Here is a 21,825-nt window from a genome sequence, read left to right as displayed (position 1 = left end):
AGTCAACCGACCTCCTTGAACGAATAACTTGCGGTAAAGGTCTGATCGCGGCGGTCAAAATACTGCTCCGCCTGTTGCGGGAACGCGATGTAGGAAAGCACGTCCTCCTCGCTCCGCGCGCGGCTACCCAGGTAGGCCTTCGCCTCTTCAAATTCCGGCTTGAGCGTATCCGCGAAGCGGCCGGTCATCGGCTGCTCGTCGCCCAGCACCTTTTTCGCCAGCTCCGGAGCAATTTTGCCCGGCGCCTTGCCATATTCGCCCTTGATATAGCTTTTGATCTCCTTGCCGATGGATTTATACCGCTCGCCGAGCAGGACGTTGACCGTTGCCTGCACGCCAACCATCTGCGAAAGCGGGGTGACAAGCGGCGGGTAACCCATGTCCTCACGCACGCGGGGGGTTTCCTCCAGCACGGCCTCCAGTTTGTCAATCGCGTTCTGCGCCTTGAGCTGCGCCACCAGGTTGGACAGCATGCCGCCCGGGATCTGGTAGTTGAGCGCATCGGTCTTGGTGGACAGCACATAGGGGTCGAACAGCCCGTTAGCCGAGAACTTGTCCTTGACCGGCAGGAAGAAGTCGTTTACCTTTTTCAACTGCTTGCTGTCCACGCCGCAGTCAAAGCCCATCTGCGCCAGCGCATAGACCAGCGACTCGGTCGCGGGCTGGCTGGTGCCGCCGGAGAAGCACGAGGTCGCGCAGTCGATGCCGGCCGCGCCCGCTTCCGCCGCCTTGAGGTAGGTCATATAGCCCAGGCCGGTGGTCGCATGGGTATGCACATAAACCGGCAGCTTGATGTTTTCGCGCAGCGCCGTGACAAGGTCGTAGCATTCCTGCGGCGACATGATGCCCGCCATATCCTTGATGCAGAGCGAATTGCAGCCAAGCGCTTCGATCTGCTTGCCCAGGGAGACGAACATCTCCAGATTGTGAATGGGGCTGAGCGTGTAGCAGATACAGCCCTGCGCATGGCCGCCCGCCTTGAGGCATTCATCCACGGCGGTTTCGATGTTGCGCATATCGTTGAGCGCGTCGAAAATGCGGATGATATCCATTCCGTTCTCCACACTCCTGCGCACAAAGCGGCGGACGGTATCGTCCGAATAATGGTGGTAGCCCAGCAGATTCTGGCCGCGCAGCAGCATCTGCAGCTTGGTGTTTTTCATGTGGGATTTGATTTTGCGCAGCCGCTCCCAAGGATCCTCGTGCAGGTAACGCAGGCAGCTGTCGAATGTCGCACCGCCCCAGCATTCGATCGAATGATAGCCGGCCTTGTCCATATCGTCCAGTACGGCTTCAAAATCGTCAAACGGCATACGGGTTGCGATCAACGACTGCTGTGCATCGCGCAGCACGGTTTCGGTGATGTGCATTTGTTTCACGAATATGCCCTCCTTTACCGGCAAAACAGGGTATGAAAACAAAACTCTACCTACTACCCCATTTTACTTAATTTTATCATAGCACTTTCCTCCCAGGCATGCAATGTTTTTATTTTAACAAAGTTGTTTTGCTTATTTTGTCTGTATTTTCATGTGTTCTTGGATTGACAATCGTCCCGTCATACAGTATGATATAAAAATACTGTGCGTATTGCCTTCCCTTTTTAACCGCGGTGTTGTGCCGCGCAGGGGCTTGCCGGAACGCGACCCATCTGTTATAATAAAGGCAATCACAACATATTTATGTCTCCGTACCTCAGCAGGATAGAGGGTCCGCCTCCTAAGGTTGCGTTACAACGGCCACCTCAAAAAAAACTAAATAAGGGATTGCAGTTCGACTTTGATCGGGCTATAATCATATATCAGACACGTCCATATAGCTCAGCTGGATAGAGCACACGCCTCCTAAGCGTGGGGTCGGAGGTTCAAATCCTCTTATGGACGCCAGTGAACAACGCCGAAAGCCTTTGTTTTCAAGGGTTTTCGGCTTTTCTTATATAAAAAGCTACGAAAAAGCTCTTTCACTGTATGAGATAAAATTCTACTCCAAAATTTGATTTTTGACAACCCCTCCAGAATCGAACGGTTGTTATAAGACAAAATCGCCAGCTAATTTTTAGCAGAAAACGGGCTGTTCTTGCTAATGAAAATGCCCTTCCTGCTAATCAGCCCCAAAATCGTGCCAAAAATCCAGCTAATCAAAAAAGGCGGATGTTTTGAATACCATGCAGTTATAGCAGATAAAATTAAATATCGTTATGTACATAGAGCGTCTATTTGCCCCGCATTGGGGATGGATAGGCGCTCTTTTTTTATGCCCAAACCCATGGGCAAATACAAGAGATTGGAGGTGTTTTATTTGAGCAAGCCTGTTTATACCGCAGACAAGCCGAGCGACTGTCATTACTGCTACTTCTGGACGAATGGCAGAAAGGGCTGCCGTCTGGGTAGAAATAATTGCTACTACTTAATCTCTTTGCCGCCGAAACCCAAGTCGGAATGTGATGGCTGTCCCTATGGGCGAGATCACCCGTGCATTGGTTGGTGTACGAAGAAGGTTATGCGTGAAGTGGGGCTTCGTTGATATGGATGTGTATGAACAGGAATACCGCTTCTACTATTTTGCCCGATGTCCTTACGAAAAGACGGATACGACTTTCCGCAGCATTCCGCTGACAACAGAAAGTTTTCCGCAGAAAGAAGGTGGTGAAGCCGTGTGAGTTTTGATTATTTTTACGGTCAGCAATCCGATCTATTCACATTCTATCGAGTTCCGAAGGTGTTGTTCACGAACGAGAGGTTCTGGAATATTTCTGCCGATGCCAAGATGCTGTATGGCATTTTGCTTGACCGCATGAGCCTGTCTGCCAAGAATGGTTGGATAGATAAAAACGGTAGAGTGTATATCATTTTTACAATCGACGAAGCGAAGATGGCTCTGAACTGTGCTGAACAAAAGGCTATCAAGCTGCTCAGTGAACTTGAGAAGAAAGCAGGATTGATTGAACGTAAGCGCCAGGGTTTGGGAAAGCCCAACCTGATCTATGTGAAGAACTTTATCTCTGCTGTGGATTCACAACTCTTGAATTGTGAAAATCACAATTCTGGAACAATGGAAATCACAACTCAAGAACTTCCGAAATCACAATGTAATAATACTGATATTAAAAATACTGAATTTAGTGATACTGATTCTATCTTTCCTTCCGGAAATGGTGGAATGATGGACGAGAATGACCGGTATCAAGAATACTTTGATTATTTCTCGGATCAGCTCAGTATGGATTTGTTGAAGAAGGATTACCCTTACGATTCCGAAATGCTGGATAACATTCTGGAGTTGATCGTTGAAACAGTTTGCACGAAGCGACCGTTGATTCGCATTGGTGCAGAGGAGCGTCCGGCAGAAATTGTCCGCAGTCGGTTTATGAAACTGAATGCCGAACACATTCGATATGTTATGGACTGCTTCAAGGAGAACACCACAAAGATTAGAAATATCCGTCAGTATATGCTGACTACGATATACAATGCGCCGACGACAATAGACACCTACTACGATGCTCTTGTTCGGCACGATATGTCACACGGATATTTGGAAGGAGGATTTAAGAAATTGAAAATGAAGCGAGAGGAAGGAGAGTGACGATAAATGTCGAAAAAAGCAACCATCATTGCGGTGGTCAATCAGAAAGGAGGCACTGGAAAGACCACCACCACCGAGAATCTGGGCGTTGGCTTGGCTCTTGAAGGAAAAAAGGTGCTTCTGGTAGACACCGATCCCCAGGCTTCCCTGACGGTCAGTTTGGGCAATCCCTGCCCCGGATGATCTGTCTCCGACACTTTCCGATCTGATGGGAAAGATTATGATGGAAAACCCTATTACTCCCGATGAAGGGATTCTTCATCATCCGGAGGGCGTTGATTTGGTGCCGTCCAACATCGAACTCTCAGGTATGGAGGTAGCACTGGTCAATGCCATGAGCCGGGAAACCATTCTCCGGCAATACCTGGATACAGTCAAACAGAATTATGATTACATTCTTCTTGACTGTATGCCGTCTTTGGGTATGCTGACCGTCAATGCGTTGGCAGCTGCCGACAATGTGCTGATACCGGTTCAGGCAGCATACCTTCCTGCAAAGGGTCTGGAACAGCTGCTTGGAACCATCAACAAGGTCAAGAGGCAAATCAACCCGAAACTGAGGATTGAAGGGATTCTTCTGACGATGGTGGACAGCCGCACCAACTACTCCAAAGACATCAGCAATCTGATTCGGGAGAGCTACGGCGGAAAGCTGAAGGTTTACAAGACCGACATTCCCCGCTCTGTCCGTGCAGAGGAAATCAGCGCAGAGGGAACCAGTATCTTCAAGCATGATCCCAAAGGCAAAGTTGCCGAAGCCTATAAAATTCTGACGAAGGAGGTGTTAAACAATGCAGAAAAAAGGCGCAAACATCAGCTTGAAGGGGTACGATGATATTTTCTCCACCGATCAATCCAGAGCTGAAGCCCAGCAGGAGCGTGTGCAGGAAATTCCGCTTTCTGAGCTACACCCCTTTGAGGGACACCCCTTCCGTGTGGTTGATGATGAAGAAATGATGAAAACGGCAGAGAGCGTCCGAGATTTCGGAGTTCTCACTCCTGCGATTGTCCGTCCTGACCCCGACGGTGGTTATGAAATCGTTTCTGGTCACAGGCGGCACCGGGCATCGGAGCTTGCGGGTAAGGAAACCATGCCTGCGATTGTTCGTGACCTGGACGATGATGCAGCCATTATTTTGATGGTTGATGCGAATTTGCAGAGGGAGAGTATCCTGCCGAGTGAAAGAGCATTTGCTTATAAGATGAAGCTGGATGCGATTAAACATCAAGGTCAACGCACCGATTTAACTTCATCCCAAGTTGGGATGAAGTTGCAGGCAATGGATATAGTCGGTCAGGAGGCAGGAGAAAGCAGAAATCAGGTACACCGTTATATCCGTCTGACCGAACTGATTCCGGAACTGCTGGATATGGTAGATACGGGTCAGATCAAATTCAATCCTGCGGTGGAGCTTTCCTATCTGGCAAGTGAAGAACAGAAGGATTTTCTTTCTGCAATGGATTATGCTCAAGCAGCTCCTTCCCTTTCGCAAGCACAGCGAATTAAAAAGCTCGCACAGGAGGGCGAGTGTACGCTGGATGCGATGTGCGAGATTATGAATGAAATCAAGAAGGGAGAGCTGGACAGAGTAACCTTCAAAACGGATTCGTTGCGAAAATACTTCCCGAAGTCCTATACCAACAAGCAGATGGAGGATAAAATCATTCAGCTTTTGGAGCAATGGCAGAAAAAAAGAGAAAAATCAATGGAAAGGTAAGGTAAAAAATGTTTACACCCAAAAACATTCAGGGCGCTTTGGAAGAACTCTACGACCTTTGCGATCCTGATTATATGGTAGATATGCTCGTAAACTACAGTGAGGAGTTCGATGATATTTCTCCTGCGCTTCTGGCAAAGTCGTTTCAGAAAAATGCCGAGATGATTAGCGAGTATCGAGTATTGTCCTCTGCTGGTGAGGGTATCGACTATCAGGGAAAGGTACTTCTGAACAGCAGAGCCGTGCGGCTTCTGTCCTATGTAGAAGATATGAGCGGCGATGAAAAAGTTCGCACGATTCAGAGCAAGGAGCTGTGGTTAGCAGAAGATATGACATTCTATGTGGTGTCCTGTATGTCTACGATCACGATGGACAAGGAAGAAGCCATTTGTCTTAACGAACACCGCAGCGTGGTTACTACGGTGGAATGCGAGGACGATATTTTCTTCGACATGGGTTCCCTGATTTGCGAACTGGACGATATTTGCTTGTTCGAGCTTTTAGCCGATGTGGATGCGACTATTTATGAACTGTAACAGGTTCATGGATGGTCGCTTTTCTTATTTCCAAAGAAACGGAGGTATCGAAACTTGAAAGAATACGATGTGAAGATCACCGAAACCTTGGAGAAAACGGTTACGGTGCAAGCAGAATCTCACGATGCGGCAGAGGAACAGGTTAGAGCCGCTTATTACAATTCGGAGTACATTCTGGACTCCGAAAACTTTACCGGTGTTGCGTTCGGCACGACCGAGGAACGGGAGGTTCAGAAAGAACAGGCAGATACCATGAATGTGTTGCTGGTAAAGCCGTTCATGTATCCGCAGGCTGTGCAGATCGGCTGTGAGCTGGAGGATTTGCAGAAAGCCGTAGGTGGCGATATTGAGGCAACTTATCCGTTCAATGAGCCGGTTGCACTGGTGATGCACGACGAAGGTAAACTCGTAGGCAAAGAACTGAACCGTGCGCTGCGTGATGATGACGGCGATATTTATGACATTATCGCCGGTGATTTTCTGGTTGTGGGATTGGGCGAGGATGATTTTTGTTCTCTGTCCCCGGAACTGATGAAGCAGTTTGAGGAACACTTTCATCAGCCTGAGACTTTTGTACGCATGGGGCGCAGCATTATGGCGCTTCCCCTGCCGGATGACATGGTGAAGAAAGAAGATGCACCTGTCAAAGCTGATTCGGTTCCCCACAAAAGTAACCCTGACCGAGATGTTCTGTAAGGAGGTTCTTATGCAAAGAAATTCGACGATTGGAGAGCTGATGGAGCGAAAGCGGATTCAGGATGGTGCCAAGGAGTACCAGGGACATACCTATATGGACTTGGCACGATTTGATGACGCCACCAAGCACATGATTATTTTCGATGTGCTGACCGATGAATCGCCTGTCGGTTGGAAAGGCGAAAGAAATCGCCTGTATTTGAGCGATGTGGGTTATCAGAAGGCTCTGGATAACCAGAAAGCTGGCAATATCAAGATTATCAGCCATGCCGCAGTTGCCAAGGGCAATCTGTATTACGACCACAGAGATATGGCACGATAATCTGTTCACTCTACTGCTTGCAGGAGGTGATGAATCATGCAGGAAGAAGTTGAAAACAGAACAGTAAACCTGGCGATCAGCACAACCAAGCTGACGGGGCGCACTATCATTGCCGGTATCCGCAAGTATTTGCAGCACCGGGAAAAAGTGAAGATGAAAAAGGCACGAGACCCTGCCGTTCATGGAAAGCAATCCGTGAAACAGCTTTTGGGACAGAATCAGGGTGCTACGAATGTTGAGATCGACAAAGAGAGTATCCGTGATTTTGAAAAGCTCGCCAAGAAGTATGGCGTGGACTTTGCCGTAAGAAAAGATAAGTCCGTTGATCCTCCCCGGTTTCTTGTTTTTGTCCGTTCTAAAGATGCAGATGCTTTGGATGCAATCTGCAAGGAACATCAGGCAAGGGCATTAACCAAGAATGAAAAGCCGAGCGTTCTGGCGCAGCTGAAGAAGTTCAAGGAAATTGTCGCAGCGATTCCGAAGAAGGTTCGAGAGAAGAAACAGGAGCGTGATCTGTGATGGATAAGAGAAAAATGAAAAAGCTCCTGATTCTGAATTTACCGTATTTTCTGGTAGGGTTGTTCGCTACGAATTTAGGAGAAGCATGGAGATTGGCTGAGGGGGCAGATTCATCTGCGAAAATCCTCAGCTTTTTTCATGCCCTTCCGATAGCCCTGAACAATCCGTTTCCCAGCTTTCACCCGTTGGATTTGCTGATTGGTATTCTCTGCGGCGCAGGACTTCGGCTGGCTGTCTATCTAAAAGGCAAAAACGCAAAGAAGTACCGACACAATGTTGAGTACGGTTCTGCTCGTTGGGGAACGGCAAAAGATATTGAGCCGTTTATTGCACCAAAGTTCGAGGACAATGTGATCCTGACGAAAACGGAGCGGCTGATGATGAGCAATCGCCCGAAGAATCCTGCCAATGCCCGAAATAAGAATGTTCTGATTATCGGCGGTTCGGGTTCCGGTAAAACTCGCTTTTGGTTGAAGCCAAACCTTCTCCAGATGCACAGTTCCTATGTGGTCACTGACCCGAAAGGCAGCATCGTGATTGAGTGCGGCAACGCCCTTTTGAAGCATGGCTACACCATCAAGATTTTCAACACCATCAACTTTCAGAAGTCGATGCACTATAACCCATTTGCCTATATCCATTCAGAAAAAGACATTCTGAAACTGGTGACAACGCTGATTGCCAACACAAAGGGTGATGGAAAAGCCGGTGATGAGTTCTGGACGAAGGCGGAAACGCTGCTCTACTGTGCCTTGATCGGATATATCCACTATGAAGCTCCGGTTGAGGAACAGAATTTCTCCACCCTGATTGAGTTCCTGAACGCAATGGAGGTGCGGGAAGATGATGAGGAGTTCCAGAACCCGGTGGATCTGATGTTTGAAGCCCTGGAAAAGAAAAAGCCGAATCACTTTGCAGTCCGTCAGTATAAAAAATACAAGCTGGCTGCCGGCAAGACCGCTAAGTCGATTTTGATTTCCTGCGGCGCTCGTCTGGCTCCTTTTGATATTCAGGAGGTCAGAGATGTGACTGCCTATGACGAGTTGCAGTTGGATACTCTCGGAGATAAGAAAACGGCGCTCTTTCTGATTATGTCAGATACGGATGCGACGTTTAATTTTTTGATCTCCATGATTTACACACAGCTGTTCAACTTGTTGTGCGAGAAAGCAGATGATGTGTACGGCGGCAGACTGCCGGTTCATGTGCGCTGCTTGATTGATGAGATGGCAAACATCGGTCAGATTCCCAATCTGGAAAAACTGGTAGCGACAATCCGAAGCCGTGAAATATCGGCTTGCCTTGTTCTCCAGGCACAATCACAGCTGAAAGCCATTTATAAAGACAATGCCGATACCATCATCGGCAACATGGATTCCCGAATTTTCCTGGGTGGTTCTGAGCCAACCACGCTCAAAGAACTGAATCAGGCATTGGGAAAAGAAACTATCGACACCTACAACACCTCCAACACCAGAGGTAACAGCCCGTCTTACGGCTTGAATTATCAGAAGTTAGGCAAAGACCTTGCGAGCGTAGATGAGCTTGCGGTTCTGGATGGCAGCAAGTGTATTTTGCAGTTGCGTGGTGTCAGACCGTTTCTTTCTGACAAGTACGATCTGACGCAGCACCCCAATTATAAGTACACATCAGACTTTGATAAGAGAAATGAGTTCAACATTGAGCAGTTTCTGAGTCGAAGGTTGAAGCTCAAGGCAGGTGATGAGTTTGTGGTAGTCGATGCGGATTAAGGAGGTTTCTGTTTGGAAAATCTGAAAACGGTATCTGCCCTGGTTAAGAACATCTTGGAACACGACCACAAGGCAAGAAATACCGACAATCATTTGTACCTGATGGTACTGGAACACTATTCCGGTCTGCGTGGCATCGACATTCATGCCATGACGGTTCCTGTGTTTTTGAAGGAACTGGATAGACGCAGCTTTCCGGGGTTTGAAACTGTCCGCAGAAGCAGACAGAAAGTGCAGGCAACCTACCCTGACCTTGCTCCCAGTGAAGCCGTAGGCAAGCGCAGAGCAAAAAATGAGGTTGTATATCGAGAATTTGCAGAAAGCGAGGTGTAAAAAAAATGACTTGGTGGATCACGGATACCTCTATTGGGCAGCGATTGAAGTTCGTTAGACGATTTCGCCGCCTTACCCAGAAAGAGCTTGGACTCCTGATGGGGTATTCCGAGAAAACAGCGGATGTCCGTATTGCTCAGTATGAGAAAAACGCTCGAACCCCTAATGCAGAAACCACAGCGAAACTCGCAGAGGTTCTGAAGGTTTCACCTGTCGTTTTTTCACCGACAATCTGTGCTTCTCGTGAAGATTTGTTGCAGTCAATGTATTGGCTGTTTCTTATGAAAGGTGGTGGTGATATATATGATTGTGAAACTGAATATGCAAGAAGCAGAATGGAACAGAAACTTGGCGTGATAACCGTCGAGGAGTTCCTTGAAAAGATTCTCGTAAACTAAGCCTTCCGTCCGGTTTTGATGCCGGTAGTACGGAGGGCTTTTTCTATTCTCAAAACAATTTCAAATTTTAGGAGGAAAATATTATGGCATTTTTCAATAGCGCAGTAACCGTTCTTCAGACTCTCGTTATCGCTCTGGGCGCAGGTCTTGGCATCTGGGGTGCAATCAATCTGCTTGAGGGCTACGGCAACGATAACCCCGGCGCAAAGTCCCAGGGCATGAAGCAGCTCATGGCTGGCGGCGGTGTTGCCCTCATCGGCACCACCCTTGTACCTCTGCTCTCCGGACTGTTCGGTTAATCACAAAACAAGGAGGTAATCGCCTTTGGACAGCATACTCCAACAGATCACAGACTGGCTGAAAGAAATGCTCGTTTCAGCTATTATGGGAAATCTGTCGGGGATGTTTGAGTCCGTCAACAACCAGGTTGGCGAGATAGCAACCTCCGTTGGCATGACCCCGGCGAATTTTTCGCCGGGTGTCTTTGCCATGGTACGAAACATCTCCGAGTCAGTGATTATCCCAATCGCAGGCTTGATTCTGACCTTCATTGCCTGTTATGAGCTAATTCAGATGATTATTGACCACAACAATCTGGCAAATTTTGAAACCTGGATCTTCTTCAAATGGGTGTTCAAGACTTTTGTTGCGGTCATGTTAATCACAAACACATTCAATATCACGATGGCTGTGTTTGATGTGACACAGCACGTTATAAACGCAAGCGCCGGTATCATATCCGGAAATACTGCCATAGATGCTTCGGCATTGGAAACAATGGAAGAAACGCTGATGGCAATGGATTTGGGTCCTTTGCTCGGCTTGTTCCTGCAATCCTTTATCGTGCAGGTCACGATGTCCGCTTTGGCAATCATCATCTTTGTGATCGTCTACGGTCGAATGATTGAAATTTATCTGATGGTCAGCCTTGCCCCGATTCCGCTTTCCACTTTTGGAAACAGAGAACAGAGCAATATCGGACAGAATTATCTGCGTTCGCTGTTTGCAATCGGATTCCAGGGATTCCTGATTATGATCTGCGTGGGCATTTATGCGGTGCTGATTCAGTCTATCGCATTCAGTGATGACATCATCGGTTCTATCTGGGGTGTTATGGGCTACACCGTCCTTTTGTGCTTCACCCTGTTTAAGACTGGTTCGCTTGCGAAGGGTGTATTCAGCGCTCACTAAGGGAAGGAGGAAATTGTTTGGCAGCGTATATTCCCGTACCTCGTGACCTGACGAGGGTAAAAACAAAAGTGTTCTTCAATCTGACGAAACGGCAGTTACTTTGCTTTGGTGCGGCGGCGCTCATCGGAGTGCCGATTTTCTTTCTGGTCAAAGCAACCGGAAATGTGAGCCTTGCAGCACTGTCCATGATGATCGTCATGTTACCGTTGTTCTTTCTGGCAATGTATGAAAAGGATAGTCAGCCGTTGGAAGTGGTTGTAGAACACTTCATTCAGACCAAATTCGTTCGTCCCAAGGTTCGCCCTTATCAGACGGACAACTATTATGACGCTTTGATGCGTCAGTACAAACTGGAAAAGGAGGTTGAACGAATTGTTTTTCAAAAAGAAGCCACAGGCAAGAAACATCAAAATGCCTGCAAATCTGAATCGGAAGCAGCAGCGAGAAATTAAAGCTGTTGTGGAACGGGCAAAGAAGGACAACGGTATTCCGCAGACTGCACAGCAGTCCATTCCCTTTCAGAGAATGTTCCCGGATGGCATCTGCCGTGTCACTGACAGTTATTACACCAAGACCATTCAGTTTCAGGACATCAACTATCAGCTGGCACAGCAGGAAGATAAGACTGCCATCTTCGATGAGTGGTGCAGTTTCCTGAATTTCTTTGACAGCTCCATTCACTTTGAGCTTTCCTTTATGAACCTGAGTACCGATGCTGAAAGCTTTGAAAAGAGTATCCGTATCCCGTTCAAGAAGGACAGCTTCAATCCCGTCCGTGCCGAGTATAGCCAGATGCTGAAAAAGCAGTTGGCGCAGGGCAACAACGGCTTGACCAAAACCAAGTACCTGACATTCGGCATTGAAGCCGAATCCATGCGGCAGGCAAAGCCGAGACTCAACCATATCGAAAACGATCTGCTCAATAACTTTCGGCGTTTGGGTGTCATTGCCACTACCATGAACGGCAAAGAGCGGCTGCATCTGATGCACTCTATGTTCCACATGGGTGATAATGATAAGTTCTTCTTCGATTGGAAGTATCTTGTGGAATCCGGGCTGTCCGTAAAGGACTTCATTGCTCCGACGGCGTTTGCCTTTAAGACCAACCGCACCTTCCAGATGGGCAGTATCTTCGGTTCGATGTCTTATCTGGCAATTACGGCATCAGACCTGTCTGATCGTATGCTGGCGGATTTTCTGGATATGGAATCCACGCAGATCGTGACCATGCACATCCAGTCGGTTGACCAGACTGCGGCGATTAAGACCATCAAGAGAATCATCACCGAGCTTGACCGTTCCAAAATCGAGGAACAGAAAAAGGCTGTGCGTTCTGGCTATGACATGGACATTATCCCATCTGACCTTGCTACCTATGGTAAAGATGCGAAGTCACTTCTGAAAGAATTGCAGAGCCAGAATGAGCGAATGTTCATGGTGACATTTCTGGTGCTGAACACCGGGCGCACCGAGCAGGAACTGGAGAACAATGTGTTCCAGGCACAGAGCATCGCCCAGAAGCATAACTGCAATCTGCGTCGTTTGGATTTTCAGCAGGAATCCGGACTGATGAGCAGCCTGCCTTTGGCACAAAACCTGATTGAGATTCGTCGTGGCCTGACTACCAGTTCCACGGCTATTTTTGTGCCTTTCACCACGCAGGAGCTGTTCCAGAATGGTGGAGAAACGCTCTATTACGGGCTGAATGCTCTGTCGAACAACCTTATCATGGTGGACAGAAAGAAGCTCAAGAACCCCAACGGACTGATTCTGGGTACTCCCGGTTCCGGTAAATCCTTTTCCGCAAAGCGTGAAATCACCAATGCGTTCCTGGTTACGGATGACGATATTATCATCTGCGACCCCGAAGCGGAATATGCGGCTCTGGTTCACAAGTTCAATGGTCAGGTGGTAAAAATCAGCTCCTCCAGTACCAACTATATCAACCCTATGGACATCAACCTGAACTACTCTGAGGATGACAACCCGGTAGCACTGAAAGCTGATTTTATCCTGTCCCTCTGTGAGTTGATTATGGGCAGTAAGGATGGCTTGCAGCCTATCGAAAAGACGGTTATCGACCGTTGTGTGCATCAGATTTACCAGAGATATTTCGACAATCCTGCCCCTGAGAATATGCCGATCCTTGAGGATTTGTATGATGCCCTTCTGAAACAGGACGAAAAGGAAGCCCACCATGTAGCGACCGCCTTGGAAATCTATGTTAAGGGTTCTCTGAAACTGTTTAACAACAGAACCAATGTGGATATTCAGAATCGTCTGGTGTGCTTCGACATTAAGGAGCTGGGCAATCAGCTGAAAAAAATCGGTATGCTGATCGTTCAGGATCAGGTCTGGGGGCGTGTAACTGCCAACCGTTCTGCCGGTAAATCGACCAGATATTATATTGACGAGTTCCATCTGCTTCTGAAGGAAGAACAGACGGCAACCTATTCCGTAGAAATCTGGAAGCGATTCCGTAAATGGGGCGGCTTGCCGACCGGTATTACTCAGAATGTCAAAGACCTGCTTCGTTCCCCGGAGATTGCCAACATCCTCGAAAACTCTGATTTCATCTATATGCTGAATCAGGCAAGCGATGACCGAAGTATTCTGGCACAGCGGTTGAACATTTCGCCGCATCAGCTGTCCTATGTAACCAACTCCGGTGAGGGCGAAGAACTTCTGTTCTATGGCAATGTGATTCTGCCGTTCATTGACCGATTCCCGACAGATCTGGAACTGTATCGCATTATGACCACGAAGTTAAACGAGGTGGCACAGGAAAAGGAGGCGTAATGTATGGCGAAAAGACCTACACGACTCCGTTTTACCGAAGATGACCTTGCAGATTCTCATGTGAAGAAAGCTGCCGACCGTGCAGATAAGGCGGTTGATAGGGCTGAAAAAGCGGCAGACAAATTGGCTTCTAAAAAGGCAAAGCCGAAGCTAAAGCTGGAAACAGATGCAGCCGGTTCCCGTAAAGCAAAGCTCCGTTTTGAAAAAGCGGAGTTTACGGAAATCGAGCGCCCATCTGTGGCAAAGCACATGGCAAGCCGTGGTGCCGCAGTCACGCTCACATCCAAAGCACATCGGGCGGTGTCAGAATATGAGGATGATAATATCGGCGTTCAGGCTGTGCAGGAAACGACCAAGGCTGTTGAATCCACTGTCTATACCGTCGATCATGCCGTTTACAGTCACAAGCTGAAAGCCTACGACAAGGCGGAAAAGCTGGTTGAGAAGTCAGATAAAGCAAATGTAAATGCCCTGTATGAGAAGTTCAAAAAGGACAACCCCGATGCCGGTTCCAATCCCTTTTCCCGTTGGCAACAGAAAAGGGCAATCAAGAAAGAATATGCTGCCGCCAAAGCCGGTAAGAATACCGCTTCGACAACGGCTTCTGCATCTAAGGGTGCAGGCAAGGCAACGGGCAAAGCAGCTCAGGGAGCCAAGAACATCACAGAAAGAGTAACGGAGTTCTGCACCACACACTCTAAAACGATTCTGTTTGTTTTGATTGCCGGACTGCTTTTTATGATACTCTCAGGGATGTTCTCGTCTTGTTCGGCTATGTTCCAAGGCGGCACACAGATCATTCTGGGAACTTCTTTTACTGCAAAAGAGGAAGATATTATTGGTGCGGACAATGATTACAAGGCTTTGGAAGCTGCGCTCCGCAATAAAATCAATAATATCGAGCGTACTCATAGCGGATATGACGAGTACCGGTATGACCTTGATGAAATCAACCACAATCCTTATGAGCTGGCGGCGTATTTGACGGTGAAGTTTGAGGATTACACCAGAGATGAGGTGCAGGCTACCCTGCAATGGCTATTTGAGCAACAATATGAGCTGACCCTGACGGAAGTAGTAGAGATTCGTACACGAACAACATCTTCTACTGATCCCGAAACGGGAGAGACAACAACAGAGGAAGAAGATTACGAATATTATATTCTGAATGTGAAGCTCAGAAATAAGGGCTTGAACAGTGTGATTTCAAATTCCGGCTTGTCGGAAGATGATATGGAGCGATATAGAATTTTGCTTCAGACAAGGGGCAACAGACCGGATATTTTCGGAAATGACATTTACGCCACCCCTGGCGGCGAGTACACCGATTATGATATTCCGGGCGAAGCGCTGACAGACACAAGATTTGCCAATATGATTCGGGAAGCTGAAAAATATCTGGGATACCCGTATGTGTGGGGCGGCAGCAGCCCGTCTACCTCCTTTGACTGCTCCGGATTTGTTTCCTATGTAATCAATCACTGCGGAAACGGTTGGAGTGTTGGTCGTTTGACCGCAAACGGTTTGATGGGCGTATGCGACATTATCCCGAAAAGCTCTGCCAAACCGGGAGATTTGATTTTCTTCCAAGGCACTTATGATACCTCCGGTGCATCACACGTTGGTATCTATGTTGGCAATGGTATGATGATCCACTGCGGAAACCCCATTTCCTACGCTTCTATCGAATCGAATTACTGGCAACAGCATTTTTACTGCTTCGGCAGAATCAGAAACTAAAGGAGGGATGGCGATTGAGTGCCAAGTTAGACAGAATAGGTGCAGACCTTGAAAAAGCCCGTAAGAAACGGGCAGAATGGGATGCTAAGGTGAAAGACCTGGAACGCAGATACCGTGAGGAGGAAAATTCCGAAATCCATGAGATGGTTCATGCTGCGAACCTGAATCCCGAACAGCTTTCCGAGCTGCTCCGTATGTTTGCTGCGGATATGGCTCCGAAGCCTGATACGATCAATACTATGAATGAGGAGGAAACGCAGAATGAGATTTAAGAAAATTGGAGCCGCATTGCTGGCGTGTGCAATGTGTTTTGGCGTGTTTTCTACAACGGCATTTGCCTATGTAGATGAAAGCGTAGCGACTGAAGAACCTGCGGTCGAAGAAAAAGTTCCCGAAACAGAGCCGGAGGAGCCGATGCTACCGCTTACTCCCGACGGCAATCTGACTTTGGTTGATGACGCTGGCTCGCCTACGAAAAGCGGAAAGCAGTTCATTACCGCTGTAACCAAAAACGGAAACTACTTCTATATCATCATTGACCGTGATGATAAGGGCGAGGAAACCGTGCATTTTCTGAATCAGGTGGATGAAGCCGACCTGCTCAAGCTGATGGACGAGGAAGAAGTTGCAGAGTTCACCAAGCCGGTTGAGGAAACAAAGCCGGAAGTAGTTGAAACAGTTCCTGAAATTACAGAACCGACACCGGAGGAAAAGCCGAAATCCACAAATATGCTCCCGGCGATTCTTACTCTGATTGTGCTTGCCTGTGGTGGTGGATTCTTCGTATTTAAGAAAGTCCAGGAAAAGAAGAAGGCACAGGAAGCGGCAAAGCCTGACCCAGATGCTGATTATGTGGACGATGACGAGGACTATGGGTACGATCCGGAGTTTGAGGACGACGATGAAGATAGCTCCGTCGATGAAGATGATAATGAACCTGTGTAAACAGGATAGGCTTGATGCCTGGGGCAGCCTTCGGGTTGCCTTTACATAGTTTCCGCTTTCAAAAAATAAAAAAATTTGCGTTTTTGAAAGTGACATCTTGCATATACTATTAGCAGACAGTATAATAAGTACAGCGAAGCGGTTTCGAGAAATGAAAAAACTTCAATTTTTGAAAGCGGGTGACTATATGAAAACAATCACGAGAGCAAAATATCTCGATAGAATCATTGAACTGAATGGTACTCCTGACATCAAGATCATCACGGGCATTCGTCGATCTGGTAAGTCCAAATTGATGCAGGCGTATATTGCGTATCTGAAAAGCAATTTTGAAAACATCAATATTATCTTCATCGACTTCATGGATTTGGCGTATGAAGAAATCAAGGAATACCATGCCTTACACGCCTATGTGGAAGAACATTATCAGGAAGGAAAAACGAACTACCTGTTTGTAGACGAGGTTCAGATGTGTCCCAAGTTTGAGTTGGCAATCAATAGCCTGTACTCTAAGGGAAAATACGACATCTATGTAACAGGCTCTAATGCTTTCCTGTTGAGTGCAGATCTGGCAACTCTGTTTACCGGACGCTATATTGAAATTCATGTGTTTCCTTTCAGCTTCCAGGAATATTGCCAGTATTATGATGATATTAGTGACAAAGATAAGCTCTTTGATGAGTACGCTATCAAGGGCGGTTTAGCAGGTTCCTATGCTTATAGAACCGAAAAAGACAGAACAAACTATATCAAAGAGGTCTACGAAACGATTGTTACAAGGGATTTGGTACAGAAATATACTCTCCCGGACACTTTGGTTTTACAACGTCTGAGCGAGTTCCTTATGGATAATATCAGCAACCTGACTTCTCCGAATAAGGTCAGTCAGCTACTGACAGCAAATGAGACTCCAACCAATCATGTAACCGTCGGCAAGTACATTAAGTATTTGTGCAATGCTTTTGTATTTTATGATATTAAGAGATATGACATCCGAGGTAAGAAATACCTTGAAAGCTCTGAAAAGTTCTATTTGTGTGACAGCGGTATTCGATATGCAATACTGGGAAGCAGAAATATAGACTATGGCAGAGTATATGAAAACGTTGTTTGTATCGAGCTTCTTCGCCGTGGATATGATGTCTATGTCGGCAAGCTCTATCAAAAGGAAATCGACTTTGTTGCTCAGAGAGGTAGCGAAAAGATTTATATTCAGGTCAGCGACAACATTTCCGGGCAGGAAACATTTGAGAGAGAATGCTCTCCTCTGCTTCAGATTCGAGACGCTTATCCGAAAATGATTATTGCCAGAACCAAACATCCCCAATATAGCTATGAAGGAATCGAAATTCACGATATAGCCGATTGGTTGCTACAAGAATAAGCAAGGTGAAATATCTCCGTCATTCTCTTTTGAAATGATGGAGATATTTTTATTATGACGGAGATTGTAGAACAGAAAATTGTATCAGGTTGCAAAAATCCTTTCCGAACTTTTTACATAGCAGTCATGCACTACGGTGTGTGGCTGCTTATTTTTTTGTGAAAGGAGCAGATGCAAATGAAATTAGTTTTGGCTGAAAAGCCTTCGGTTGCACAGAGTATTGCCAAAGTGTTAGGTGCTGCCAAGCGTGAGGATGGCTACTTAGAGGGAAACGGATATGTGGTCAGCTGGTGTGTAGGGCATTTGGTGGAGCTGGCACAGCCGGAAGTCTATGATGCGAAGTACAGCAAATGGGCTTATGCAGACCTTCCTATCTTCCCGATGGACTGGCAGTATGAGGTTTCTGCCGGTACGAAAAAACAGTTTGGGATTCTGAAAAAGCTCATGGCCAGAGAAGATGTTGCGAGTCTTGTGTGTGCAACAGATGCCGGTCGTGAGGGCGAGCTGATCTTTCGGTTGGTGTACCACAAAGCCGGGTGCAGAAAGCCGTTTGAGCGGCTTTGGATTTCCTCGATGGAAGATGTAGCAATCAAGGAGGGCTTTGAAAATCTCAGGTCTGGAACGGAATATGATGCTTTGTATGAAGCAGCACTGTGTCGAGAACGAGCCGACTGGATTGTTGGTATTAACGCTACTCGACTTTTTTCGACCCTTTACGGGCAGACCCTGAATGTTGGTCGTGTTATGACCCCTACCCTTGCTATGGCTGTTATGCGAGAAGCTGCCATTTCCGCATTCAAGCCTGAACTGTTCTACACAGTTCAGATTGGATTGGATGGTTTTACGGCTGCAAGCGAACGCTTCAAAACCAAGGCAGCAGCCGAAGCTGTCAAACAAAGCTGTTCGGTGGCAATCGTTCAGAAAGCTGAATGTAAGGAGAAAACAGAAAAGCCGCCTGCGCTCTATGACCTGACCAGTTTACAGAGAGAAGCCAACCGTGTGCTTGGCTACACGGCACAGCAGACCTTGGACTACACGCAGAACCTCTATGAAAAGAAACTGGTCACTTATCCCCGTACCGACAGCAGGTTTCTGACGGAAGATATGGCACATAGCCTGACCGACCTCGTAAAGCTGGCTTTCCACACATTCCCCGTGGAGGATGTGGATAACATACCAGTTCATGCAGAGCAGGTTGTGAATAACAAAAAGGTCACAGATCACCATGCCATCATTCCGACCAGAGAATTGCAGAAATGCAATCTGAGCGAACTTCCCAAGGGTGAACTTGCAATTTTGCAACTGATCTCGAATCGGTTGTGCGTAGCTGTTGGCGATCCGCACCGATACGCAGAGACAGTTATTGAGCTGGACTGTGGCGGTACCGTGTTTTCCACCAAAGGCAAAACTGTTGTGCAGGATGGATGGAAAGCTCTGGTTCAGAAAAATGATTCGACAAAATCCGACGAAAACGTGCAGACACTCCCTTCTGTTTCCGTTGGTGACGAAATGACCGTCAGCGGCACGGAAATCAAGGAAGGGAAAACATCTCCCCCTAAACACTTTACCGAGGATACTCTGCTTTCTGCTATGGAAACTGCCGGTGCGGACGAAATGCCTGATGAGGTGGAGCGCAAAGGTTTGGGAACGCCTGCGACCCGTGCCGGTATCATTGAGAAGCTGGTTCGCATCGGTTTTCTGGAGCGTAAGGGTGATAAGAAAACCAAACACCTGATTCCGACCCACAAGGGTACGGCTCTGGTAACAGTCATGCCGGAACAGATTCAGTCCCCATCCATGACGGCGGATTGGGAAGAAAAATTGTTGCTCATTGAGAAAGGCGAATATGCCAGCGAGGACTTTATGGACGAGATCAAAGATGTGATTGCCGGTCTGATTCAGAACTATGAAGTAATCCGTGATTCCGAGGTTATGATGTCGAAAGAAGCCAATTCTATCGGCAAATGCCCGCTCTGCGGCAGTGCTGTAGAGGACAAAGCCAAGGCATTTTTCTGTTCCAACAGAGCTTGCAAATTTGCCCTCTGGAAAAACAATCGCTACTTTGCGAGCATCGGCAAGAGCATGACTTCTGCCACGGCGCAGAAATTGCTTGGTTCCGGCAAGGTAAAGCTCAAGAATTGCAAGTCCGAAAGAACGGGCAACACCTTTGATGCCACCGTCTTTATGGAGGTATCAGATGATGGCAAAACGAAGTTCAGTATGGAATTTGAAAATGGAGGAAAGCGCAAATGACAAATGAGTACAACCCGGATGGTAAGGAAATCCGATTTATCGACAGCCATTATAAGGATTTGTTTCATATCCCCGATGGCAGCTGTGTGCAGATTCACTACCCGGATGAAATGGTTGTGAAGCCCTGCACCTTCATTGACGAGTATCATACGCAGATCGGATACAATGTGTTTCATATCTGCCAGTTTGCAGAAATTATGGAGCGCAACGGCGCAAGCTATATGCCGGAGCCTGAGATTATGGGCGATGAAGCCGCATGGAAGGTCGGAAAGGATAGAATCCTTGCGGTGCAGACCTGCGAAGATGGTTACGACTACACCCTGTTGGATGAAAACTACAACGAGATTGATGGCGGTCAGGTTGATAACCCTGAACTGTCCATGCTCGAAGTCCGCCGGGATATTCTGGAATCCTTCGGGCTGGAGCGCCGGGAACTGCGGGCAATGTTCTATGAGGATGTCATGGAGCAGGCTTTTGAAGTCGGCAGACAGGCGGTGGTGGTCAATGACCCTATCGCTGAGCTTGCTTTTAAGCTCGACCGTTTTGCAGAGAACTTCGACCCCTATGAATATATGGATCAGGTCGATGATGTGCAGGCGCATATCCAAGAAATCAAGGCAGATCTTGCCGCTGGTAATACGGCTCCGTATCGTGAGTTCCTGAATACAGCCATTGAAGAAGCCCGTGAGGAAACTGCGGTTGAGGTTGCCAAAGTGCTGAAAAGTCAGCTGGATAAGCTCGACTCTCCGAAGCGTGAGTCGGTCATGGAAAAACTGGCACAGGCCGCAGAAAAAGCTGCGCCTGCCAGTCCCTCTCCCAAACGCAAAGAGCCTGAACGATAAGGAGGACACGGATATGAAAAACGAAAAATGGGATGATGTTCACGGAAATACCACCCCGGATGACAGAATGGTTGCTTTTCTGGAAAGCCCCACGGATTCCTATGCGATTCTTCAGCTGCGGGAAGATGTAGACGATAATATCCCGCTCATGTTTGCAAATTACAGCTACCTTCAGAAGAAAGAAATGGAGCCTGAGATTGACCGTTACGAGGTGGTCTATCATGGCTCCATTTCTATGTCCGAGGATGTGAATCGGCAGCTGGAAGATTTGTATGTAAAGTTCAATATTGACCACCCGGATGATTTCCGTGGTCACAGTATGTCGGTCAGCGACATCGTAGCCTTAAAGGTAGTCGGTGAGGTATCCTTTCACTATGTAGATTCTGTTGGGTTTCAGAAGCTGGAAAACTTTATGAAGTCCGAAAACTACCTGAAAAACGCAGAGATGGCAATGGAAGATGATTATGGGATGATTGACGGTATCATCAATAACGGAAAAGCGTCCGGATTAGAGGAACGTCCTTCGGTGTTGGAGCAGTTAAAGGAAAAGCCCGTGCCGGATGTTTCCCATAAGCCGCCCAAGAGCCACCCGGAAAGGGAGATTGAATGATGGATTTCACACAGGATGAGCGGAACATGATGATGCTTTACAGCCCTGGCACAAGGTCAGGGCTGTGTGAAGCACTGACACTGATGAAGGAACAGCTTTCGGAGGACGAGTCAGAGCTTTTTGCTTTGGCAGACTCGGTTCTCCGTAAAGTTTCAGCCATGGACGATGCCGCCTTTGAGAAGCTGAACCTTTATCCGGATTGA

General features: G+C 47.4%; 23 protein-coding genes, 1 tRNA gene and 1 pseudogene. 24 read left to right on the top strand and 1 reads right to left on the bottom strand.

Features of this window, described 5'->3' with window-relative positions; translation table 11 throughout:
* Positions 1 to 2 precede the first annotated feature (2 nt).
* Entirely contained in the window at positions 3 to 1,370 is a 1,368-nt protein-coding gene (locus tag RX717_RS03865) for a pyruvate carboxylase subunit B (RefSeq protein WP_242977964.1), read from the bottom strand.
* A 439-nt stretch (positions 1,371 to 1,809) separates the two neighbouring features.
* Between RX717_RS03865 and RX717_RS03860 the strand changes: the two genes are divergently transcribed.
* From RX717_RS03860 to RX717_RS03745, 24 genes and pseudogenes are all read left to right on the top strand, one after another.
* Positions 1,810 to 1,886 (top strand) — tRNA-Arg (locus tag RX717_RS03860).
* 569 nt (positions 1,887 to 2,455) lie between these two features.
* A complete protein-coding gene (locus tag RX717_RS03855; RefSeq protein ID WP_223385014.1) occupies positions 2,456 to 2,659 on the top strand; it encodes a hypothetical protein in 204 nt (67 codons plus the stop codon).
* Positions 2,656 to 3,585, top strand: a complete 930-nt coding sequence (locus tag RX717_RS03850; RefSeq protein ID WP_002304312.1) for a DUF6017 domain-containing protein — start codon at positions 2,656 to 2,658, stop codon at positions 3,583 to 3,585. The genes RX717_RS03855 and RX717_RS03850 overlap by 4 nt, the downstream gene beginning before the upstream one ends.
* Positions 3,586 to 3,591: 6 nt before the next feature.
* Positions 3,592 to 4,420 (top strand): annotated as a pseudogene (locus tag RX717_RS03845) (ParA family protein).
* Positions 4,377 to 5,303, top strand: coding sequence for a ParB/RepB/Spo0J family partition protein (locus RX717_RS03840; protein WP_002304314.1), 927 nt, complete (start codon positions 4,377 to 4,379; stop codon positions 5,301 to 5,303). The pseudogene RX717_RS03845 and the gene RX717_RS03840 overlap by 44 nt, the downstream one beginning before the upstream one ends.
* An 8-nt stretch (positions 5,304 to 5,311) precedes the next feature.
* Positions 5,312 to 5,839, top strand: a complete 528-nt coding sequence (locus tag RX717_RS03835) for a hypothetical protein (RefSeq protein WP_002304315.1) — start codon at positions 5,312 to 5,314, stop codon at positions 5,837 to 5,839.
* A 54-nt stretch (positions 5,840 to 5,893) separates the two neighbouring features.
* Entirely contained in the window at positions 5,894 to 6,535 is a 642-nt protein-coding gene (locus tag RX717_RS03830) for a DUF3846 domain-containing protein (RefSeq protein ID WP_002588969.1), read from the top strand.
* A 10-nt stretch (positions 6,536 to 6,545) separates the two neighbouring features.
* On the top strand, positions 6,546 to 6,857 hold the full coding sequence (locus RX717_RS03825; RefSeq protein WP_002304317.1) for a DUF5720 family protein: 312 nt from the start codon (positions 6,546 to 6,548) through the stop codon (positions 6,855 to 6,857).
* Positions 6,858 to 6,893: 36 nt separating this feature from the next.
* Positions 6,894 to 7,376 (top strand): PcfB family protein, encoded by a 483-nt coding sequence (locus RX717_RS03820; protein WP_002304320.1) that lies wholly within the window; start codon positions 6,894 to 6,896, stop codon positions 7,374 to 7,376.
* Positions 7,376 to 9,127 (top strand): VirD4-like conjugal transfer protein, CD1115 family, encoded by a 1,752-nt coding sequence (locus tag RX717_RS03815; protein ID WP_002588968.1) that lies wholly within the window; start codon positions 7,376 to 7,378, stop codon positions 9,125 to 9,127. The genes RX717_RS03820 and RX717_RS03815 overlap by 1 nt, the downstream gene beginning before the upstream one ends.
* Positions 9,128 to 9,139: 12 nt before the next feature.
* Positions 9,140 to 9,460, top strand: coding sequence for a hypothetical protein (locus RX717_RS03810; protein ID WP_002304332.1), 321 nt, complete (start codon positions 9,140 to 9,142; stop codon positions 9,458 to 9,460).
* 5 nt (positions 9,461 to 9,465) lie between these two features.
* Complete coding sequence (locus RX717_RS03805; protein WP_002304334.1) at positions 9,466 to 9,858, top strand: helix-turn-helix domain-containing protein; 393 nt, start codon at positions 9,466 to 9,468, stop codon at positions 9,856 to 9,858.
* Between the two features lie 83 nt (positions 9,859 to 9,941).
* Positions 9,942 to 10,157 carry a Maff2 family mobile element protein gene (locus tag RX717_RS03800; RefSeq protein ID WP_002576404.1) on the top strand — a complete coding sequence of 72 codons (216 nt, stop codon included), beginning with the start codon at positions 9,942 to 9,944 and terminating at the stop codon, positions 10,155 to 10,157.
* Positions 10,158 to 10,182: 25 nt separating this feature from the next.
* A complete protein-coding gene (locus tag RX717_RS03795; RefSeq protein WP_002304374.1) occupies positions 10,183 to 11,049 on the top strand; it encodes a VirB6/TrbL-like conjugal transfer protein, CD1112 family in 867 nt (288 codons plus the stop codon).
* 17 nt (positions 11,050 to 11,066) lie between these two features.
* On the top strand, positions 11,067 to 11,501 hold the full coding sequence (locus RX717_RS03790; RefSeq protein WP_002304375.1) for a PrgI family protein: 435 nt from the start codon (positions 11,067 to 11,069) through the stop codon (positions 11,499 to 11,501).
* Entirely contained in the window at positions 11,461 to 13,848 is a 2,388-nt protein-coding gene (locus tag RX717_RS03785; protein WP_316960652.1) for a VirB4-like conjugal transfer ATPase, CD1110 family, read from the top strand. The genes RX717_RS03790 and RX717_RS03785 overlap by 41 nt, the downstream gene beginning before the upstream one ends.
* 3 nt (positions 13,849 to 13,851) lie before the next feature.
* Positions 13,852 to 15,588 carry a C40 family peptidase gene (locus RX717_RS03780; protein ID WP_002304377.1) on the top strand — a complete coding sequence of 579 codons (1,737 nt, stop codon included), beginning with the start codon at positions 13,852 to 13,854 and terminating at the stop codon, positions 15,586 to 15,588.
* Positions 15,589 to 15,602: 14 nt separating this feature from the next.
* Positions 15,603 to 15,860 (top strand): DUF4315 family protein, encoded by a 258-nt coding sequence (locus RX717_RS03775; RefSeq protein ID WP_002304378.1) that lies wholly within the window; start codon positions 15,603 to 15,605, stop codon positions 15,858 to 15,860.
* On the top strand, positions 15,850 to 16,533 hold the full coding sequence (locus tag RX717_RS03770) for a DUF4366 domain-containing protein (protein ID WP_002578950.1): 684 nt from the start codon (positions 15,850 to 15,852) through the stop codon (positions 16,531 to 16,533). The genes RX717_RS03775 and RX717_RS03770 overlap by 11 nt, the downstream gene beginning before the upstream one ends.
* A 151-nt stretch (positions 16,534 to 16,684) precedes the next feature.
* Positions 16,685 to 17,917, top strand: coding sequence for an ATP-binding protein (locus RX717_RS03765; protein WP_002304383.1), 1,233 nt, complete (start codon positions 16,685 to 16,687; stop codon positions 17,915 to 17,917).
* Between the two features lie 177 nt (positions 17,918 to 18,094).
* The gene (locus tag RX717_RS03760) at positions 18,095 to 20,170 is read left to right on the top strand and encodes a DNA topoisomerase 3 (RefSeq protein WP_002578949.1); all 2,076 of its coding nucleotides are present in this window, start codon (positions 18,095 to 18,097) and stop codon (positions 20,168 to 20,170) included.
* On the top strand, positions 20,167 to 21,012 hold the full coding sequence (locus tag RX717_RS03755) for an LPD16 domain-containing protein (RefSeq protein WP_002304387.1): 846 nt from the start codon (positions 20,167 to 20,169) through the stop codon (positions 21,010 to 21,012). Before RX717_RS03760 ends, RX717_RS03755 begins: the two co-directional genes overlap by 4 nt.
* A 13-nt stretch (positions 21,013 to 21,025) precedes the next feature.
* Positions 21,026 to 21,622, top strand: coding sequence for a YodL domain-containing protein (locus tag RX717_RS03750; RefSeq protein ID WP_002304389.1), 597 nt, complete (start codon positions 21,026 to 21,028; stop codon positions 21,620 to 21,622).
* Between the two features lie 26 nt (positions 21,623 to 21,648).
* On the top strand, positions 21,649 to 21,825 hold the full coding sequence (locus RX717_RS03745; protein WP_442908790.1) for a transposon-transfer assisting family protein: 177 nt from the start codon (positions 21,649 to 21,651) through the stop codon (positions 21,823 to 21,825).

This window comes from Intestinibacillus sp. NTUH-41-i26, assembly GCF_032769475.1.
Taxonomy (GTDB): Bacteria; Bacillota; Clostridia; order Oscillospirales; family Butyricicoccaceae; genus Agathobaculum; species Agathobaculum ammoniilyticum.
The sequence above is the reverse complement of the archived record's forward strand: the minus strand, read 5'-3'. Positions and strand labels throughout refer to the sequence as shown.

What these genes read in the sequence shown, in the direction of transcription:
- RX717_RS03835 (WP_002304315.1), top strand. Translation starts at nt 5,312, where the DNA reads ATGTTTACACCCAAAAACATTCAGGGCGCTTTGGAAGAACTCTACGAC.
- RX717_RS03820 (WP_002304320.1), top strand. Translation starts at nt 6,894, where the DNA reads ATGCAGGAAGAAGTTGAAAACAGAACAGTAAACCTGGCGATCAGCACA.
- RX717_RS03865 (WP_242977964.1), bottom strand. Translation starts at nt 1,370, where the DNA reads ATGCACATCACCGAAACCGTGCTGCGCGATGCACAGCAGTCGTTGATC.
- RX717_RS03840 (WP_002304314.1), top strand. Translation starts at nt 4,377, where the DNA reads ATGCAGAAAAAAGGCGCAAACATCAGCTTGAAGGGGTACGATGATATT.
- RX717_RS03785 (WP_316960652.1), top strand. Translation starts at nt 11,461, where the DNA reads ATGCCTGCAAATCTGAATCGGAAGCAGCAGCGAGAAATTAAAGCTGTT.
- RX717_RS03825 (WP_002304317.1), top strand. Translation starts at nt 6,546, where the DNA reads ATGCAAAGAAATTCGACGATTGGAGAGCTGATGGAGCGAAAGCGGATT.
- RX717_RS03745 (WP_442908790.1), top strand. Translation starts at nt 21,649, where the DNA reads ATGATGATGCTTTACAGCCCTGGCACAAGGTCAGGGCTGTGTGAAGCA.
- RX717_RS03750 (WP_002304389.1), top strand. Translation starts at nt 21,026, where the DNA reads ATGAAAAACGAAAAATGGGATGATGTTCACGGAAATACCACCCCGGAT.
- RX717_RS03800 (WP_002576404.1), top strand. Translation starts at nt 9,942, where the DNA reads ATGGCATTTTTCAATAGCGCAGTAACCGTTCTTCAGACTCTCGTTATC.
- RX717_RS03770 (WP_002578950.1), top strand. Translation starts at nt 15,850, where the DNA reads ATGAGATTTAAGAAAATTGGAGCCGCATTGCTGGCGTGTGCAATGTGT.
- RX717_RS03760 (WP_002578949.1), top strand. Translation starts at nt 18,095, where the DNA reads ATGAAATTAGTTTTGGCTGAAAAGCCTTCGGTTGCACAGAGTATTGCC.
- RX717_RS03765 (WP_002304383.1), top strand. Translation starts at nt 16,685, where the DNA reads ATGAAAAAACTTCAATTTTTGAAAGCGGGTGACTATATGAAAACAATC.
- RX717_RS03815 (WP_002588968.1), top strand. Translation starts at nt 7,376, where the DNA reads ATGGATAAGAGAAAAATGAAAAAGCTCCTGATTCTGAATTTACCGTAT.
- RX717_RS03805 (WP_002304334.1), top strand. Translation starts at nt 9,466, where the DNA reads ATGACTTGGTGGATCACGGATACCTCTATTGGGCAGCGATTGAAGTTC.
- RX717_RS03855 (WP_223385014.1), top strand. Translation starts at nt 2,456, where the DNA reads ATGGGCGAGATCACCCGTGCATTGGTTGGTGTACGAAGAAGGTTATGC.
- RX717_RS03755 (WP_002304387.1), top strand. Translation starts at nt 20,167, where the DNA reads ATGACAAATGAGTACAACCCGGATGGTAAGGAAATCCGATTTATCGAC.
- RX717_RS03780 (WP_002304377.1), top strand. Translation starts at nt 13,852, where the DNA reads ATGGCGAAAAGACCTACACGACTCCGTTTTACCGAAGATGACCTTGCA.